Source organism: Mojavia sp. (assembly GCF_059505145.1).
Genome location: NZ_JCACKA010000036.1, coordinates 89619 through 107785, shown reverse-complemented (window position 1 = coordinate 107785; position 18167 = coordinate 89619). Strand labels below are relative to the sequence as shown.

Here is an 18167-nt window from a genome sequence, read left to right as displayed (position 1 = left end):
AGAGAAGAATTCTTTTCTTTTGCGGCTTCTTCCCCCAAGTGTTCAGAATTTTGACTGCAACCAGGATATCATCGCTTAAAGAGAGCGATCGCTTTATATTTTCTCTTTGGCTGGTGTAGCAATACCACGCCTAACTAAACTCGCCTCAAGTTCCTTAATAAATCGTAAGTCTTCTTCCGGTAAGGGTTGGCTTTGGGATGGATTCTTCTCCAAAAAAGTGAATGCTTGGCGAAATTGCCGTGAACTGGCCGCAATTGGCGAGTCAAAATGACAGCTGATAATCTGTTGAAAATCCCAACTAGCAACTTTGTCGGCCCAGTCAAGTACTTGTTTTGGCGCTTGGGGAAGAATTAGAGTTTGCAAAATCGGCGCTACAAATAAACGTCCATTTCCTCTTAAAGCATCAAATGAGTACTGCCAGTTTTTTTGCCATCGGAACGGAAATAAACCGAAGTAAGCCTTACTTGAACGATCAGGTGCTTTGAGAGCATCTTGAAATATCTGCCTCAATCCAGCGACCTCCAACACCCTGGGACGGAAGTAAATCGCAAACAATGAGATACGTTGCCATCCTTTGCGACGATTCGCTTGATTATCTTCGATTACCTGCAAAGCGTTGTCTCTGGCATGAAACAGCAAGGGGTATGGATCTAATTGCGCGATCGCAGGTGGATTATCTGGTACAGAAAGTACAGAATCAGTAACAAGCAAAGTGCGCGATCGCTTGTGAAAGATTGCAACTTCACCAAAAGATCCCCGTCCAAGGTTGATGTCTAACACCGCATACTCAAATTCATTGGCGAAGGGAACTTGGCTGTTGTCTTCTGGTAGCACCTGGGTACGTCTTTGGGGAAAGCCAAGCCAACTCAGCGGTAAGTTGATTGGAAAGCTCCATTGGTGCGGAGCAACAAATACCTGCGCTTGGGGAAATTTTCTGGCAAAAGGGCCAACAAAAACTTTATGCTCCAATCCAGAACTAGTTGGCAGGATAATATATTTAACTTCACCGTGCCTTGCCACTAATTCGTTAAGGAGGTAGATACACTCGGTCGTTGGAGCAACAGGTGCGTAGACCAACAAACCACCTACTTCAAGCTTGACCACGGTCATCCGAATTGGCACGATGGTGTAGAGGATGCCTTGAAGCTGGTCGAATGTCCAAATAGTGTCCTTAACTACTTCAAAGCAAAGTGTCCGCCGTTTGCTGTAGGGGTAAAGTGGTACAGCAGGCCAAAACGGCCATGACCAATCTCGCGGATGCATCTGTCGTTCTTGCGACCCTTGTATATTCATCACTGGAAGGGTTGTTGGTTGTGTAGGAATGAGTTTTTAGTAAATATTTTGCGATCGCAGTTCTTTCTAAAGAATTGCCTAGAGACAGGGAGCAGTTCTTTCTAAAGAATTGCCTAGAGACAGGGAAATGAAGGTGTACCTAGCTTCGCAAAAATCAAATAGGGTTTTATATCAAAATTGAGTAACCGTAACACTGATACCAGAATCAAGCCGAGGCACTTTTAAATACTCAATTGGTTCGCTGTTATGTTGAGGAATTTGATTATTAGTTTGGTTCTGGCATTTCTTAAATATAGCTTCTGGATTTTCAAGAAACTCAAGGGGATTAATCTTTTTACATCCTTGCTCTTGCGTAATATAAATTGAATTAGCCGTTTGTTTTAGATCCTGACTTTGCTCACTGACATTACTCCACTTAGCATTAATCGTAGCGGGTTCAGTTATCAGAACAGCTGCTTGATTAGGTTCATCTATTACAGGCAGGATAACAGCAGCTTCATCAAGTTTGCCTGTTGCCGATGGAAAAATATTTTCTTGGTTGGCATAGGCGCTCTGAGTTACAGCGAATGCGCTAACCAGAACAACGAAGACTAAGAGCGAGAATTTCATAATTAAATTTCTCAAGATTCAATGTAAGTGTAAAAATGACAACGAGCTAAATAAAAAACTCAAAAATAGTAGCCTGATATCAGTAGCTACAATAATATTGGTAGTTATAAATACATTTATAGCAAAAATAGTGTTGCGAGTGTGGAAATTAATTTTATACTGGTTTTGTGAACCTACCTAAATCCCTGATTAATGGGTAAATAGTGCGCCCCACATTTTTGTTCAAAAGTTTACAACAGACATATAGAGGAATAGATAGCGCTGTCAGGCTACATCTCTGCTCTGAATAGACATTTTGCACCTATCGCCTTAACAGATAAACCTTACTATAAAATAGCCTTCCTTAAGTTGGAATGACTATTAAATAATTGTTGTCCTTTGGGCAGAAGATTTTAATTGATGAAACTACTAATATTTTTGATGAATTAATAGAACGTCTAACTTCCGTGTGATGTCTCTTGATTCGCCACTGATTCACTTATGTCAGGTTAATTAGCTTGGAGACTCTAGATTATGCGCTGGGAATTTGGCCGTAGAAGCACTAATGTTGAAGACAGGCGTGGAACTCGGCTTTCGGCTCCTGTTGTAGGAGGTGGTATTGGCGCAGTTATTCTATCGCTGGTTGTTGCCTTATTAGGGGGTGATCCAAGTGTAATCTGGGAACAAGGACAAGCACCGAGCGATCGCCCCTACTCACAATCTCCTCAAACACAACGTTCTGCGGGTGATGACCGCATGGCTGATTTTGTTTCAGTTGTCCTAGCAGACACAGAAGATACATGGCGCAGTCTGTTTCAGCAAAGAGGACAGACTTATGCGGAACCCACCTTAGTTCTTTATTCGGATGCAGTGGAATCTGCTTGCGGTTTTGCGCGATCAGCTGTTGGCCCATTTTACTGCCCTAGCGATCAAAAGCTCTATATTGACTTAAGTTTTTATGAGGATTTGAAGACTCGGCATCAAGCACCAGGAGACTTTGCCCAAGCGTATGTAATTGCTCATGAAGTTGGGCATCATGTCCAGAATCTTATGGGCATTTCTAATCGAGTTCAAGCATTGCAGCGTCAAGCTGATAAAGTAGAAGCAAATCAACTCTCAGTCCGGCAAGAGTTACAGGCAGACTGTTTTGCTGGCATTTGGGCGCACCATGCCGAGCGCTCACGGCAAGTATTAGAAACAGGTGATGTTGAAGAAGCACTAAATGCTGCCAGCAGTATTGGTGACGATCGTTTGCAAAGTCAAGCAAGAGGGTATGTTACCCCTGAGTCTTTTACGCACGGTAGTTCAGCCCAAAGAGTCCGCTGGTTTAAGCGGGGCATTGAAACAGGCGATCCAGCGCAATGTAATACTTTTGCAGTTAAAAATCTTTGAAATTGAATTGCGTAGCGTTATCTTTGGGACGACAGCGATCAGTTGAGGCAATCATATCATGTTCGGTTAAAGACTTATCATTAAGACCGCAGGGGGAGCCAGCGCGTTGGTGAGGCAGCGACGGGTACGCAGGGGGTTTCCACGCCACTTGCTACAACGCGGGAAACCCGCGCAACGCAGTGGCTCCCCATGAGCGACTGCCGAAAGGGTTAAGCGACTTGTAGCGACTGGCGTGGCAGGGTGCAGGGGGAGAAAGGCTTTTTACGTTTTTGCACAGATGCGGGAATTATAACTAATTATCTGAACTTGATATCAAAACTCAGGAGAAAGCAATGGGTGAGTCTCCAGAACAAGAAATTGAAAACTTGGAAGTAGAACTAGCTCAGGCAATGCTGCATAATGATGTCGCAGCTTTGGATAAGTTCTTATCGGACGAGGTAATTTTCACCGATCCTCAAGGTGATGTAATCGACAAAGCACAAGACTTGACCCTTCACCAATCAGGTGGCTTGGTGGTCACAACTTATGAAACAGCTGATTTAATCATTCGAGTGTTTGGCTCAACAGCAATTACTAACTTGAAGGCGAGAGTGGGGGGAATGTTCAAGGGTTCACCCTTCTACGGTGTCTACCGTTATACACGCACATACCTGAAAGAGCATGGCAAATGGCGAATTATTGCAGCACAAGCAACAGCGATCGCTTCGGAGGGTGGAATAGATAAGCAATAACGGTTACCTTGACATACTCCCCGCAATTGAATTGCGGGGATTCTGGGATCAGACAGCGATAGCAGGATTAGCCCGTCTTACATCACCTAACCTAACAGTCGATGCCCCGACTGCACAAATATTCCGAGCGGCGTTTTCATCGCGTCCGTTCACAGATTCACAGGATGGGCAACGCCACTCTCTAATAGACAAATCAAGAGTTTCTAAAACGTATTCACTTAACAGAATTTTATTAGTGGGATAGATTCGTATTTCATATTCTGATTCAGCAACGCCAATATTTATTTCACTACCTTTTCCATTCCTCAATATTCTTGTTGAACGCAACTTAGTATTAATAATCTTTATCAAGGATTACCTTTGCTGCTTTCCGTAGAGTTTAGCCAAGGGTACAGCCGTGCAACCGTGGACGAGGATTGAAGCACAAATGACTAGACTACCTATAATCCAGGGTTCTTCCACACCTGCCTGACGCAGTGAAAGGAAAGCATAGAAGAGCGCCGCTACACCAATAGGGCCAAACCACCCTAAAAACAGGGCATCCTGTATCCCTCGCAACCGCCCAAGAAAAGGACGCAGTAACAGTACTGCTGGTAGTCGGCGCAGCAACAGAATCGCTACCGCCAATAGCACACCCTTCCAACCTAACTCGAACCATTGCTGCTAGGGTAGATATAAACCCAATAGCACGAAAATATACAAAGTAAAAAAGCGGTCTACTGCTTCCTGTACGTTTTCTTCTTCAGCTCTGTCACGACCGCCCACAACCATATCAAACGCGATTCCTGCCGCAAAAACTGCCAGATCGCTAATCTTGCTCCTTGTTCTAAAATCATCTCTGGTTTACCCCAGTGAGCAAGGTCGATTAAGCCAAACACAGATGGACTCAATAACACTCCAACTACCAAAGCTATGAGAGGATCTCAGAGAAACAACCTCTCTTTGAGCCAGCCAGACAACAGCCCAAGCCCTAGCACTAGCCCACCAAGTGTCATTAGGGCTATATTTATCTCACTTGGAGTTAACTGGCTCATAGTTTTATTCCTTTAGTAACTCAACAATTCTTTGAGTTGATAATCCAGAGTAGAGACATTAGATACAAAAATTTGTTTAGCATATATAAGCAGAACACCTAGCTTTAGACATCTTGCTAATTAATTGAGTTCGCTCCAGACGGTTCAAAATCTGGGTGATTAGTTTTGAACTCACTATAGGTTTGCTCACACAATCATCGGCACCGAGCGCAAATATTTTCTCAACAATATCTGCTTGTAAATCATCAACAATAAACAGTACTAGTAAAAATTTCCAATACGGATCGTTACGTACTATCTGACAAAGTTCAATGCCATTAATATAAGGCATTTCTACATCTAAAATTAGCAAATCTGGAGAAAATTCTGTCAAAATATCCCAGAAGTACCGTGGGTCTTCAAGAGTTTTTGAAGTAAGTCCTAAAGCTTCTAGAGATTGTTGTATAACAGTTAATATCTGCGGGTCATCGTCTACAACCATGATTCTCGCTTTAGTAATACGAGTTTGTTGTAATACTTGGGTGACTGACTCGAAAATTTGGCTAGGAGGCATGGATTTTTGCAAAAAAGCACGTCCGCCAATTCGTGCAACCTCAACGCGATCGCTAAAATTATTTCGTTCTGTCAAAACTAACACTGGTATTGACGGCGTTGGCGTTTCGCTCACCGTAGGCGATCGCTGGGATAATTCTATTAGTAACTTCAAGCTGTCTTTCTCAATATCAATATCAAGTAGCACCACATCAGGATTTAAAGATGCGATCATCTTTCTGGTGGCCGCGAGATTAGTAGTAATTTTAACTTGTATTTCTTGGTTTACAGCCTCCTTTAGTAATTGCTCAGTTACTTGCTGATCATTGCTAACTACCAATAGTAGAGTTTGAGTTTGTTCAACTGAAGTTTTTTCTAGCTCTCGTTGTAACTCCATCAAGAGCTTATCTAAATAAAAACATTGAGTTTGACTGATGGATGTTTTGCTTTGAAATAAATCTTCTATCTCATTAGCCAGTAGCGAACCCTCTGGAAAACCAAAACTACCCAAAGAACCAACTAGCTTGTGAGCTTCCTGCTCTGCTTTTTGCCGTAGTTGAGCGTCAAGTGTTCCTTTTGTTAAAGCATCAACTGCTTGCTTCAAGACTGCAATGCGCGAACCAACCTTAGCTTTGAAATTTTCCCGTTCTTTAGCAATGGCTGCTAGTAGAATTTGCTGCTGGTTTGAATTTGTTTCTGGCTCAGTTATCGGACAATTTTGCTCATGAGATAGAGCTTTTAAACGATAACCCATCCCGTAAACAGTTTCTATAAAATCGTAGTTAGCACCTGCTGCTTTTAATTTCTGGCGTAAACTTTTGATATGAGATTTAATCGTATTTTCTTCTGGTGGGTCTTTTTCAGCACCCCAAAGTTGATCTACAATCGCACTCCGGCTAAAGGTGCGTTGGTTGTTGCGTAAAAAAAGCTCTAAAATACTAAATTCTTTTGCCGTTAAATGTAATGTAATGTCTGCATAAGCCACTTCACAAATATTAGGATCAAGACGCAAACTTCCCCATTCTAAAACAGGAGGTAAAGAAGTATTTCCCCTGCGTAATAAAGCACGAATACGAGCTGATAACTCTTGAAAGTCAAATGGTTTGACTACATAATCATCTGCACCGGCATCTAAACCGAGAATTTTATCAGTTTTAGTATCTTTTGCCGTTAAAAGCAGAATCAGCATTTTATAGCCTGCTTGCCGTAATTGCCGACAAAGACTGATACCATCCAGCTTTGGCAGAACGACATCTAGCAAAATTAGGTCGTAGTTACAAACACTTACCAACTCCCAACCGGCTTCACCATCAGCAGCAACATCAACCACATAATTTTGTTTAGCAAGAGTCGTTGCTACGGCTTGAGCAAGCAGATCATCGTCTTCAACCAAAAGAATTCTCATGGAAATGTTTGCTTGTAGAAGCAACCTTGAGCGCTATAATCAAATCTCTATAACTTAGGTTATGCCCGTTTTAGCTTTATACGTCATCTATCAAAGGCAAGGCTTAGGCTGGTAGGTCAGTAGAAAACCCCTTATCAGCCAGGAAAGAGCTTTAGTTAGGAAAGCTGGGTATCGTGTTAGCTTGCCGACACGTAATGAAACACAAATCTTTTTTATGTTTCTATATTAAATATAGGGCGTTGCTGATTAATAGGATGAATTTTATTTCGTGCAAAGGCGCAAAGGCGCGAAAAATCAATCTTTCACTTTGGTTAAACATCGTAATTCATCCCGCATTTATGCAACGCCAAATATAGTTACTCTATAGTTACTCTGCAACTAATTGCGAAGAGCAACCTTCAAAAGCTTTGATAACTCTAATTTCTTGTCAAATTTTAATTGTAAAGTTAACTTTTGATTAAATTTATATTAAATGTTAACTAATTAATATATTTATATCAATATATACTTCTACAGACGTAAGAAATAAAAGTTGAAATAAAAGAAAATCTTATTGTTTTCCCATAAAAAAGTATTCAGAGCATTCTTGGAAAATCAACGCTTGTTACACAGCTAAGACTAAGTAAAGGTGACTGGAGCAATAATTAAATATACTTTATTGGGCTGAGACTTAGAAAGCTTTAAGCAATTTCCTAATGCTATTTTGCAGATCTTGCTGACGAGTGGTCATATTTTTTGAAGCAGCATTTTTTTCCAAAAATCAGAGAAATAAACAAAAATTAAGCTCATGAGGGTATTGGAGTATGGAAAGTGCGAATACATCCAAATTAATAGTAATTGCAGTCCTGTGTTCGGTCATATTCTTCATTACTTTGACACTATTCGAGATGATACCTGAGATTCCTGTTGATATCGACTTTAAACCATTTTTTATTCCCCTAGCATTTACTGCCCTTGTTCCTAGAAAATTCTGGCCGCTCTTGGCTGTTTCATTAGCAGATAATCCACTTCCAAACATTGAGAGTGTCGAGAAAACAAGCAACGCAGAAAATCGCTGTGACCAATTACTATTCATTGTTCAATTTTCCAAATATTTTTACATGAACAAATAAGGCGTTGGAAAGCAATCTAATATGCTATGCAACTATATTGTTGTTACTTTCCTAACTGGTTCAAGCTGATGTCAGGCGGTAGTATAACTTCATTAACCGCATGGATAACACCATTTATCGCCTGAATTACACTTTTGAAGATATCTTGAGAAAGTGGAAAACTTGTGGATTATTGACTAATATTGTCAAAATTGCTCATAGTTTACCAGACATTTTACCCAGGCTGGCAACAACCGCAATTAACTCAGCTGCTCTAACTGGTTTAGCTACGTGTAGCTGAAAGCCTGCTGCTAATGCTTCTTTGTAATCTTCTACCCTGGCATACCCCGTCAGCGCCACAGCAGGAATGCGTCCGCCTAGCTCCGGTTCAAGTTCTCTAATTTTACGCATCAGCGCGTAGCCATCCTCGTTTGGCATCCCAATGTCGCTGATCAAGACATCTGGATGTAATTCTTCTAGTGCCTCAAGTGCCTGGCCTGTAGAGCTAAAAGCAGTAACTTTCGCTCCACACTCTTTGAGTACTGCGGTAATCCACTGTCGTACATCGGCTTCGTCATCTACAACTAGTACCCGCAACCCAGTAAGGAGATTGGGGACTGGGGACTGGGGAGAGAAGTGTAAGTTATTCTCTCGTGTCCGTCTGCTCCTCTGCTCCTCTGCTCCTCTGCTTTCCTCTAAAATGGGCAATTTGACTGTAAATATCGCTCCTTGTCCTATTCCCTGGCTTTGGGCTTCGATTATACCACCATGCAGTTCTACCAGATGACGTGCGATCGCCAATCCTAAACCTAGTCCTTTATTTGACCGAGTATGGGTACTATCTGCTTGACGAAAGCGCTCAAATACGTGAGGTAGAAAATCAGCACTAATACCCTGACCTGTATCAGTCACTTGAATTTGAACATAGTTAGGAATTGAACATTGGGAAAACTCTTCCCTAGTACAGACGCGATTAATCGCGTCTGTACCCACTTCCTTTGACAACCGCACCTCAACTCGTCCGCCGTTGGGTGTAAATTTAATCGCATTGGTGAGTAGATTTAACACAACCTGTTGCAAGCGGTCTGAGTCACCCCAAATTTTTTCTATGGAAGTATCAAGTATAGATTCAAGTTGAATATCCTTTGCATCTGCCAGTGATTGTACAACCTCAATTGCGGCTGTAATTACTTCTGCTAAATCAACCAAGTCAATGGAAAGTGAAAGTTCTCCCCTTACAATACGTGAAATATCAAGTAAGTCTTCAATCAGTTGCATCTGCAAGTTGGCGTTGCGTTCAATTGTCTCAAGTGCAAGAGTTGCCCTAGCTTCATCTAGCGCACCGGTTTGCAACATCCCAGCCCAACCGATAATTGCAGTCATGGGGGTACGTAGTTCATGAGAAACTATAGCTAAAAAGTCGTCCTTGGAACGGTTTGCGGCTTCTGCTTCGGCGCGTGCGGCTTGTTCTCGCAGCAGCAATTGCTCTTTCTCTTCTTCAGAGCGTTTGCGTTCAGTAATATCTTGCATAATTTTAGAGAAGCCACGCAGATTTCCAACTTCATCTCGTAAAGGTGTGACTACACAATGTGCCCAGAAAAATTTACCATCTTTGCGGACATGCCAACGATTTTCCTTAGAAAAACCTTCGGTTACGGCTTTTCTTAATACTTGTTGTGGTTGTCCCTGCTCAATTGCTTCGGACGAAAAAATTCGCTCAAAAGGTTGACCAATAATTTCTGCTTCCTGATAGCCTAAAATACGTTCTGCTCCAATGTTCCAACTGGTAAAGTTACCATTTGGGTCTAGCATGAAAATTGCGTAATTAGTTACTCCTTCTACTAGTAACCGATAACGTTCTTCACTTTGACGCAGGCTATATTGACTTTGACGTAGACGCTCATAATTTTGCTGGGCTGCTCGCGCGTTCATTTGAGCTTGCGATCGCGCTTGGCGTAGTGCAGAGTTGAGTGAGCTAATCAACAATCCCACTAACACAAACTGAACCAACCCCACTACACTGAACCCACTTACAGTCAAAGAATAAAAGGGGGGCAAGAGGAAGTAGGCGCAGACTATAGCAGACAAAAAAGTTGCCAATATTCCTGGGTTGAAACCACCATACCAGGAACTAACCATGACAGCAGCTAAAAACAATGGGTAAATAGAATTCAGCCTGTGTAGCTGCCATAAAAGCAGTGTAAGCAGTAAAGCCAGTAAAACGCTTAAGGATGCAATACTATAGCCTTGTAGTTGCGATCGCGTAGCGTCTCCGTAGGTGAATCGCCGTTCATGGAGTGTTCCGTAGGAAAGGCGGGGCGAAGCCCATCGCGTCAATCTCCGCATTTTCTATTACTTCTGGTTATGCCATAGGTTTATTAAACTTCTACACGAGTTTTCCACTTTCAAGTTTTACCTTAGAAAATTAATCTTAAGAGTATGGTAATTCTAAATAGTGCCCCTCACTACACTAAAGGAATTGAAGTAGTCAGCAATCATAATTTCAAACAGCAAGGAAGATAATAACGATGAATACTAAACAAATTTTAGTTATTGATGATGAAGATGATATCCGTCAATTGATTCAGACTTGTTTAGAAATAATGGGGGGTTGGAAGGTGTTGACTGCTACTTCAGGTAATCAAGGATTACTCTTAGCTCAGTCATCTCAACCCAATGCCATCCTTTTGGATGTAATGATGCCTGATATGGATGGTTTGACAACTTTTCAGAAACTACAGGCTAATCAACTAACTAAACATATACCTGTGATTTTATTAACAGCCAGGGGGCGTACATCTGACCAGCGTTTATTTACTCAACTGGGCGTTAGAGGCATAATCAAGAAACCATTCAACCCTCAAAAACTAGCTGTTCAAGTAGCGGCAGCCTTGAACTAAATTATATCGTGTTTGCTTCAAGTCTTATCATTAAGACCGCAGGGGAGAGAAAGGGTTTTTACGTTTTTGCACAGATGCGGAATTATAACTAATTATCTGAAATTGATTTCACATTAATAAATTATAAAGGTTGTTTCAACCTCAGCTATTTTTTGCTTTAAATTCTTAATATTAGTTAGTGTTTGAAATTGATGGCTTATTTACTATAATCCTACTCTATCGATGGTTTTAGCAAGCTATTTCTTAAGTAGTAATTTTTCATAAAATATATATTTTCCACTAGTTTTCCACCTTTACTCCTTAATCTTATAACTAATTCATTATTGAGTTCGGAATACAGTCTGTCCTCATGTCTAATCTTTTGGTTGAGCGGCTCAATATTACCTGAATTACATTTTAAAGATTTAGATTTTTCCAAAAAGAATACTTAGCGGGTGACTATGAGTGTTTTGTCCTTTTATCTCTATTAGATAAAGAAAAAACAAATAAAATTATCAGGAGGTATTTATGTACAATCTCAATCACTTTTCGTTGAAAAAAATTGGATTAGCAGGAACAGCTTTTGGGAGTTTACTAATCAGTTTATCTACAATTTCTCAATCGGCAGTAGCACAACAACAAACTCCTAAACTTAACCCTTGTCCTAGTATTTTCTACGAAGCACCACACCGCGATCGCGTTATGGTTCCAGCAGGATGTCCACCGAATGCTGCAACTTTAAGATTGCAACAACAAGGGCAAACATCAGGCCAATCAACTATTTTGGTGGTTCCTCGCCGTACAGGTGTAAGACCTATACAACCACCTGTTCCAGAAAATAGGCAAAGTGCGATCGCCAATATTACACCAACAGCAGGCACAGTCGATGTGAAATTAAAAAATAACACTAATGTTGGTATCTCTTATCAAGCAATTGGTCATACAGAGCCTCGGTATCTTGCAGGTGGACAAGAGTTTGTTCTACGAGACTTACCAACGCCTATCACTATCACTTTAGTACGTCAAGATGATGGACTGCTAAAAGTTATGCCTATGTCTACCTCTGAAGGGACACTTGCAGTTTCGTTAGATGAAACAACCAATTTCGATAATAATCAAGGTGTATTAAGAATTCAAAAAGATGGTCAGGCCTTCTTGAATTAATGTGCTTTACCTTTACTGCTACTGCAAAAAATCAAAAGTTTTGTGGTCATCCAAAAATATCAAGTTCAGTTGAAAATTCATCACTAGGACTGATGGCAAAATGTGAAAATTTTTGAATAATAATTCATAATCTGGACTTGATATTAGTCAACTAAAATGGAGATTTTGAAATGATTAATTTTCTTCAAACTAAGTGGAGTTCCAAAGGAGCTATTGTTTTAGCACTCTCCACAGTGCTACTTGGAGCTTGTGAGAACAACTTAGAGCGAGAGGCCGCAGTACCAGAAACCAACGTTACTACAGAAGAAGTTGCAGACAATACAAATCAACTAATCGGTAAAACTGTAACGGTTAGAAGTACACCCATTAGAAAATTGGGCCCCTCAACATTTACAGTTAGCGATAAGCAATTCTTTGGTACCGAACCGATTTTAGTTGTAAATGCTTCTGGCAAAACTTTCACTTTACCTACTGACCCAAACATACCAATTCAAGCAACAGGTCAAGTTCGTAATTTTGTGATTGCAGATATTAATCGAGATTACAACTTGGGCTTAGATCCCAACTTGTATAAAGAGTACGAAAGCCGACCTGCGATTATCGCTCAATCAATTGCACTTGCTCCTAAACCAGGTGAAATTACCACAAACCCCAGCCTATACTACGGCAAAACCCTGGCGGTGACAGGTGAAGTAGAAGATATTAGAAATGCCAGTTCTTTCACCTTGGATGAAGACAAGTTATTTGGTGGACAGGACTTGTTAGTGATACGCGCTGCTACTCCCAAAGCAACTGTCAATGAAGGTGAAAAAGTTGCAGTCACGGGGGTGTTGCGTCCGTTTGTTGTAGCTGAACTAGAACGAGAATATGACCTGAACTGGGATTTGACTTTACAGAAGAAACTGGAAGCAGAATACAGCAATAAACCTGTGTTAGTTGCAAATGAAGTTTATCCCTCAGCAATTCCGTAATAGACAATAGAAAACAAGGGAGGTAGAAGAGGTGAGTAGGATTTTTTCAAAAATCAGGCTTTTCACAACTATCAAAACTTGAGTAACCATAAATAAAGACAGCTTTTTACCATGAATAGCCTCAAGACCAACCAGAATAAAAGCAATGACAGTACCCAACGTCGAAGTTTATTAGAATGGCTTGGTCATGCATCAGTATTAATTTTCCTGCTATTTTTGGCTTTGCTAGTTAGAGGAAGTAGTTTTTTTAATTCAGAAGCAACTTTCACTAATACATCTGAAATTGCTAACGATACAGACGAATTTCTCGATAAATCTGTGACCATTAGAAGCAGAGCAATTCAAAAAATTGGTTTGAGTTCCTTCACTGTCAGTGATGCACGATTCTTTAACGGCGAACCTATTGTAGTTATCAATGCTTCAGGTGTGCCTTTCGATCTACCACTTGACCAAAATATAGCAGTTCAAGTTACAGGTCAGGTTCGTAATCTGGTGATTCCGGAAATTGAGCGAAAGTTTAATCTCAACATAGAGCAGGAGGATTACAGAGATTACATCAACAAACCTGCCATTATTGCTCTATACCTTGTACTAGCGCCCCAACCTGGCCAAATAACCCAACGTCCCGAACAATATTATCACCGTCAAGTTGCAGTTAGGGGAAAAGTCGAAAATATCCGCAGTCCGGTTTTATTAACGCTAGATGAAAACCAGTTGTTTGGTGGACAAGATTTACTAGTTTTATTAACAGCACCACCCAAAGTAGCAATAAATCAAGGTCAGACAGTATCGGTAATAGGTGAAGTCCGTCCTTTTGTTGTTGCTGAAATTGAGCGAGACTATGACTTTACCTGGGATCTAAATGTAAAAAGGGAGTTAGAGGCTGAGTACGGTAACAGAACTGTTTTAGTTGCTGAAACTGTATACCCTTCTTAAAAATTCTAAGTTTGTCATGATGGTTTTAAATGCGGTATTTTCTGTAAGGTTTTATGGATATCCTCAACAAAGCATCTCTCAACCTGCGAACAATTAAACTTCAACGGTTTTTAGGGTCATTCTTCTACCCACTCCAACGAGATTGGTTAGAACGTCAGTTTCGTAAGTCTCAATTAGAAGCTGTTGAGGCAACTGGAGAAATTCAGAAGGCTGAAGCAACTAAAAGAGGCGGACAATTCAACTTCAAACACTTTGAGTTGGAAATTTGTTTTTTGACCGCCGATTTAGTCCGGGTTGAGTGGAAACCTGGGATATCTCCTATTCCTTACGGTATCGCCCGTAATGATTGGCCAGAAGTAGAGACGGTGTTTGACCAGATGGAGGAGTGTTGGACAATTTCTAGTCCACAGCTAAAGGTGATTGTTGGCGTGGATGGCAGTTTGACATTTCAAAATTCTTTAGGACAGACATTAAGAGAAGAACTACCTCCCCAGCGACCAACAAAGCTATCGCGCCAAGCAAAAAGTGAGGGTTGGGTACAGCAGGCGAAACTGCGTCCAGAAGAACATATTTACGGTTTGGGGGAACGCGCCGCACCTTTAAATCTGCGATCGCCTCTGGCGTTGCGATCCGCGCAATCGCAGCCTCAAACAAATTACCGGATGTGGAACTCCGATCAACCTGGCAAATACGGCCCAGGAGACGATCCGCTCTACTTGTGTATTCCTGTTTACATGAGTCTTTATCAGGGCGGGAGTTACTTAGTTTTCTATGAAAACTTCTTCCCCGCCACCTTTAACTTTGCAGATGTTGCTACTGCTAGCTTTGAAGGAGGGACGCTGCGTTATTATTTTACCTTTGGTTCCCCAGCGCAAATTCTAGAACGCTATACAGAATTGACAGGCCGCCCTCTTTTACCACCTCGTTGGGCTTTGGGTTATCATCAGTCCCGCTGGGGGTATGAAACTGAAGCAGAAGTCCGAAAAACTGCTCAAGGATTCCAGACTCACAACTTACCTTTGAGTGCTATTCACTTAGATATCGACACTCAGCAGGAATTTCGTGCTTTCACCATCGATCCAGACCGCTTTCCCAAACTAGCTGAATTTAGCCGCGAACTTGCAGACTTGGGTGTACGGCTAATTGCAATTAACAGCCCTGGGGTGAAAGCTGACCCCAACAGCAAACTCTTTCAAGAAGGTAAGTTACAAGAAATTTTTTGTCGGCGTGCAAATGGTGAGATTGTCACCGCACCAGTTTGGCCTGGTTTATGTGCGTTCCCAGATTTTACGAACCCTTTAGCCCGCCACTGGTGGAGTCGGCAGTATGAATATCTTTTAGATTTAGGTATAGCGGGCTTTTGGCATGATATGAACGAGCCTGCCGTTTTGGTGTTGTGGGGCGATCGCAGTTTACCCCCAAAAACAACTCTACATTACATGGAAGGTAGAGGTGGCACCCACCACGAGGCTCATAATGTTTATGGTTTACTCCAAGCTGAGGCTGCATACGAAGCACTATCTGAGTACAAACCTCAACGACGACCTTTCATCGTTTCGCGTTCTGGTTGGGCAGGTTTGCAACGCTACGCCTGGACTTGGACAGGAGATATTGAAACTAGCTGGGAAGGATTACGCCAAACCATTCCCACAGTTTTAAATCTAGGGTTATCTGGAATTCCTTATAGTGGTTCTGATATTGGTGGTTTCCAGGGCGATCCCAGTGCAGAATTATACTTGCGTTGGTTGCAAGTATCTTGCTTTATAGCATTTTGCCGCACCCATTCTGCCGATAACACTAAAAAGCGTACACCGTGGAGCTTTGGCGAACCAACACTGAGTATTATTCGGGAATTCTTGCGACTAAGGTATCGCTTGCTACCCTATTTTTATACCTTAGCCTGGGAAGCAACTCAAACCGGACATCCTCTAGTACGTCCTTTATTCTGGGCAGATCCAGAGGATTCTCAACTTTGGGGTATAGATGATGCCTTTTTGTTGGGTGATGCACTTTTAGTTTGTGCGATTGTTCAAGAAGGCGCAACCTCAAGAACAATTATATTACCTAGAGGACACTGGTATAACTTCTGGGATGATGCACTGCTAGAGGGAGGAAAGTCGGTCAACTTAAAAGCACCTCTGGAACAAATACCACTATTGGTAAAGGCGGGGAGTATCTTACCAATGGAGGAAGATAATCAACTGATTCTCCATCTCTACCCATCCGCCCACCTATCTACTGAAGCTCAGGTTTACAGTGACGCAGGAGATGGTTATGGTGAATCGCGCTTAGATCGTTTTTACTTAACGCCGAATCAAGACTCCTTAGAACTGACTTGGAAACAACAAGGAGATTACGCTTTTCCTTATGCAGGTGTCCAATTGCACCTCTACGGATTTGAGCCGCAACAAGTTTGGGTGGACGGCAATGAAGTTGTGAATCAGGGACGATGTTTGGATGTAGAGCAGTTTGAGCAAGTTCGCTGGCAGGGAGTGTTCACCAATTCTGAACATCGTAGTTAGCTTGAATCAACTTATGTCAGCGTAATGCCTTTGCCACACAATGGGAGGTATTGATGGTATCTATGGCCCTAGAACCGCTAGGGCAGTTGCGGCCTTTCAGCGATCGCAAAGATTGGTTGGTGATGGTAGAGTAGGTGCGCTAACGTGGCAAGCATTACGCAATTGCAAGAATGTACCACCCGTGCGTGGCCCCTTCTAACAGGCTCAATTCCCACATTCTGAGAAAATCTATCTGGAATTATAGCTCAATCCTCCCAAAGACAGATTGAGCATCACTGCTTGGATATGAATTCATAAACGGTATTGGTGTGAGTGAGATAGCAAAATAATGAATAGTAAAAGCGGGTCGTTGGTGCGCTGTTAGCAGCATTGTCTTTCTTGATTCTCGGTGGTGAACTGCTGCGTCCACAAGGACTTGTGCCAAAAGAAAATCAGGTTGCGGAAACTCTGGGTAGCTTGCTCGGCCACCTTTGGGGGCCGTTTGGCTTTTGGTTTATGGTGGCGCTCGTTTTTATTACCTTCTGTAGTACCGTACTATCGGTAGAAGATGGTTTTGGAAGAATGTTTGCTGATGGTACGCAGATATTACTGCAAGGGTTTGGCGTGCGGGGTCGTTGGACAAATGAAAAGTTTTTGCAGCGTGTTTATATTGTAGTGCTACTGGCAGCTTTGCCCATCGCCATTTACCTATTCTTTGGTGAACCAGTCGGCTTATTACAAACCGCAGGCGGAATTGAAGCTGCTCACATCCCCATCGTCACCGCACTGACTCTTTATTTAAATCATCGAATGTTGCCCAAGGAACTGCAACCATCAAAGATTATTTTTGGTGGAACAGCGATCGCGGGCATATTTTTCAGTGTATTTGCAGTTATCTATCTTTTACAACTACTGGGAGTGATTGGATCTGGTGGAGGTTCAAGTTGAAACAACAGCGTTGGGAGTAGTTCCATGCAAAATTATTTAATTGCTCTGGCTTTGTCTGCTCTACCTGCGATCGGTAACTTTGCTGGAGGAAACTGCAACTATCAAGTTGCTTTTGTTAATTAGCATCCTTGCATTCTGTTTGAAATTTTGATTATGTCTGTTTCCACCAAACCCCTATCTAATCGCATCGCTGTAGTTTTTGATTTCGACGATACTCTTGTACCAGATACCGTTGATGCTTTGTTGTCAAGTTTGTAGATTGATGCGCTTGAGTTTCGGAAAAATAAAATTCGCCCTTTAATTGACAAAGGTTGGGATAAAATTCTGGCCCGATTTTACGCCTTGATTGCAGAATCAAAGCGACAAGGAAACAAAATAACGCAGGAATATATTGCCAAATTTGGTCAAAACTTAGCTCCTTTTGATGGCGTTACTCAAATGTTTAACCGCTTGCGTCAATCTGCCCATGAAATCAACCCAAAGCTAGAAAGCGCTCCAGAAGAATGGGGACGGGAGTTAAGCATTACCCAAGGTCAACGAGTTGCAAACCTCGCGCCTGTGGATTACAGCGAAAATTCTGAACTGATGCAGTCTCTCACACTGGCGGTAGAAAGTCTCTGCAAACAGATTTCTCTACAGCAATTAAGTGTTGGTGAATAAACATTTAAAGATAATTATCAAGATATCAAATTGAATCAATTGG

At 41.8% G+C, this 18167-nt stretch carries 16 protein-coding genes and 1 pseudogene; 10 read left to right on the top strand and 7 right to left on the bottom strand.

Annotated features, from left to right (window positions below):
* Nucleotides 1-93: 93 nt before the first annotated feature.
* Complete coding sequence (locus AC5JL8_RS06810; RefSeq protein ID WP_495879061.1) at nt 94-1293, bottom strand: DUF4336 domain-containing protein; 1200 nt, start codon at nt 1291-1293, stop codon at nt 94-96.
* Nucleotides 1294-1464: 171 nt separating this feature from the next.
* On the bottom strand, nt 1465-1902 hold the full coding sequence (locus AC5JL8_RS06805) for a hypothetical protein (protein WP_495879024.1): 438 nt from the start codon (nt 1900-1902) through the stop codon (nt 1465-1467).
* Between the two features lie 513 nt (nt 1903-2415).
* Between AC5JL8_RS06805 and ypfJ the strand changes: the two genes are divergently transcribed.
* Nucleotides 2416-3273 (top strand): KPN_02809 family neutral zinc metallopeptidase, encoded by an 858-nt coding sequence (ypfJ, locus tag AC5JL8_RS06800; protein ID WP_495879023.1) that lies wholly within the window; start codon nt 2416-2418, stop codon nt 3271-3273.
* 332 nt (nt 3274-3605) lie between these two features.
* Nucleotides 3606-4004, top strand: coding sequence for a nuclear transport factor 2 family protein (locus tag AC5JL8_RS06795; RefSeq protein ID WP_495879022.1), 399 nt, complete (start codon nt 3606-3608; stop codon nt 4002-4004).
* A 48-nt stretch (nt 4005-4052) separates the two neighbouring features.
* Here the strand turns inward: AC5JL8_RS06795 and AC5JL8_RS06790 are convergent.
* The 5 genes and pseudogenes from AC5JL8_RS06790 to AC5JL8_RS06770 form a co-directional block, all read right to left on the bottom strand.
* Nucleotides 4053-4217 (bottom strand): annotated as a pseudogene (locus tag AC5JL8_RS06790) (zinc ribbon domain-containing protein); the annotation flags it as partial.
* A 141-nt stretch (nt 4218-4358) separates the two neighbouring features.
* Nucleotides 4359-4631: a hypothetical protein gene (locus AC5JL8_RS06785; RefSeq protein ID WP_495879021.1), complete on the bottom strand. Its 273-nt coding sequence runs from the start codon at nt 4629-4631 to the stop codon at nt 4359-4361.
* Nucleotides 4632-4720: 89 nt separating this feature from the next.
* Nucleotides 4721-4894: a hypothetical protein gene (locus AC5JL8_RS06780; RefSeq protein ID WP_495879020.1), complete on the bottom strand. Its 174-nt coding sequence runs from the start codon at nt 4892-4894 to the stop codon at nt 4721-4723.
* A gap of 220 nt (nt 4895-5114) precedes the next feature.
* A complete protein-coding gene (locus AC5JL8_RS06775; protein ID WP_495879019.1) occupies nt 5115-6974 on the bottom strand; it encodes a response regulator in 1860 nt (619 codons plus the stop codon).
* A gap of 1307 nt (nt 6975-8281) precedes the next feature.
* Nucleotides 8282-10411: a hybrid sensor histidine kinase/response regulator gene (locus tag AC5JL8_RS06770; protein ID WP_495879018.1), complete on the bottom strand. Its 2130-nt coding sequence runs from the start codon at nt 10409-10411 to the stop codon at nt 8282-8284.
* Nucleotides 10412-10593: 182 nt separating this feature from the next.
* Between AC5JL8_RS06770 and AC5JL8_RS06765 the strand changes: the two genes are divergently transcribed.
* The 8 genes from AC5JL8_RS06765 to AC5JL8_RS06730 all read left to right on the top strand — a co-directional run bounded on the left by AC5JL8_RS06765 (nt 10594) and on the right by AC5JL8_RS06730 (nt 18124).
* Entirely contained in the window at nt 10594-10965 is a 372-nt protein-coding gene (locus tag AC5JL8_RS06765; protein ID WP_495879017.1) for a response regulator, read from the top strand.
* Between the two features lie 507 nt (nt 10966-11472).
* Nucleotides 11473-12108 (top strand): hypothetical protein, encoded by a 636-nt coding sequence (locus tag AC5JL8_RS06760; RefSeq protein ID WP_495879016.1) that lies wholly within the window; start codon nt 11473-11475, stop codon nt 12106-12108.
* 170 nt (nt 12109-12278) lie between these two features.
* Entirely contained in the window at nt 12279-13079 is an 801-nt protein-coding gene (locus AC5JL8_RS06755; RefSeq protein ID WP_495879015.1) for a hypothetical protein, read from the top strand.
* Between the two features lie 111 nt (nt 13080-13190).
* Nucleotides 13191-14015 (top strand): hypothetical protein, encoded by an 825-nt coding sequence (locus AC5JL8_RS06750; RefSeq protein ID WP_495879014.1) that lies wholly within the window; start codon nt 13191-13193, stop codon nt 14013-14015.
* Between the two features lie 53 nt (nt 14016-14068).
* Nucleotides 14069-16537, top strand: coding sequence for a glycoside hydrolase family 31 protein (locus tag AC5JL8_RS06745; protein WP_495879013.1), 2469 nt, complete (start codon nt 14069-14071; stop codon nt 16535-16537).
* Nucleotides 16538-16577: 40 nt separating this feature from the next.
* Nucleotides 16578-16736: a peptidoglycan-binding domain-containing protein gene (locus tag AC5JL8_RS06740; protein WP_495879012.1), complete on the top strand. Its 159-nt coding sequence runs from the start codon at nt 16578-16580 to the stop codon at nt 16734-16736.
* Between the two features lie 170 nt (nt 16737-16906).
* Nucleotides 16907-17464 (top strand): hypothetical protein, encoded by a 558-nt coding sequence (locus AC5JL8_RS06735; protein WP_495879011.1) that lies wholly within the window; start codon nt 16907-16909, stop codon nt 17462-17464.
* Nucleotides 17465-17806: 342 nt separating this feature from the next.
* Nucleotides 17807-18124 (top strand): hypothetical protein, encoded by a 318-nt coding sequence (locus AC5JL8_RS06730; protein WP_495879010.1) that lies wholly within the window; start codon nt 17807-17809, stop codon nt 18122-18124.
* Nucleotides 18125-18167: the final 43 nt, after the last annotated feature.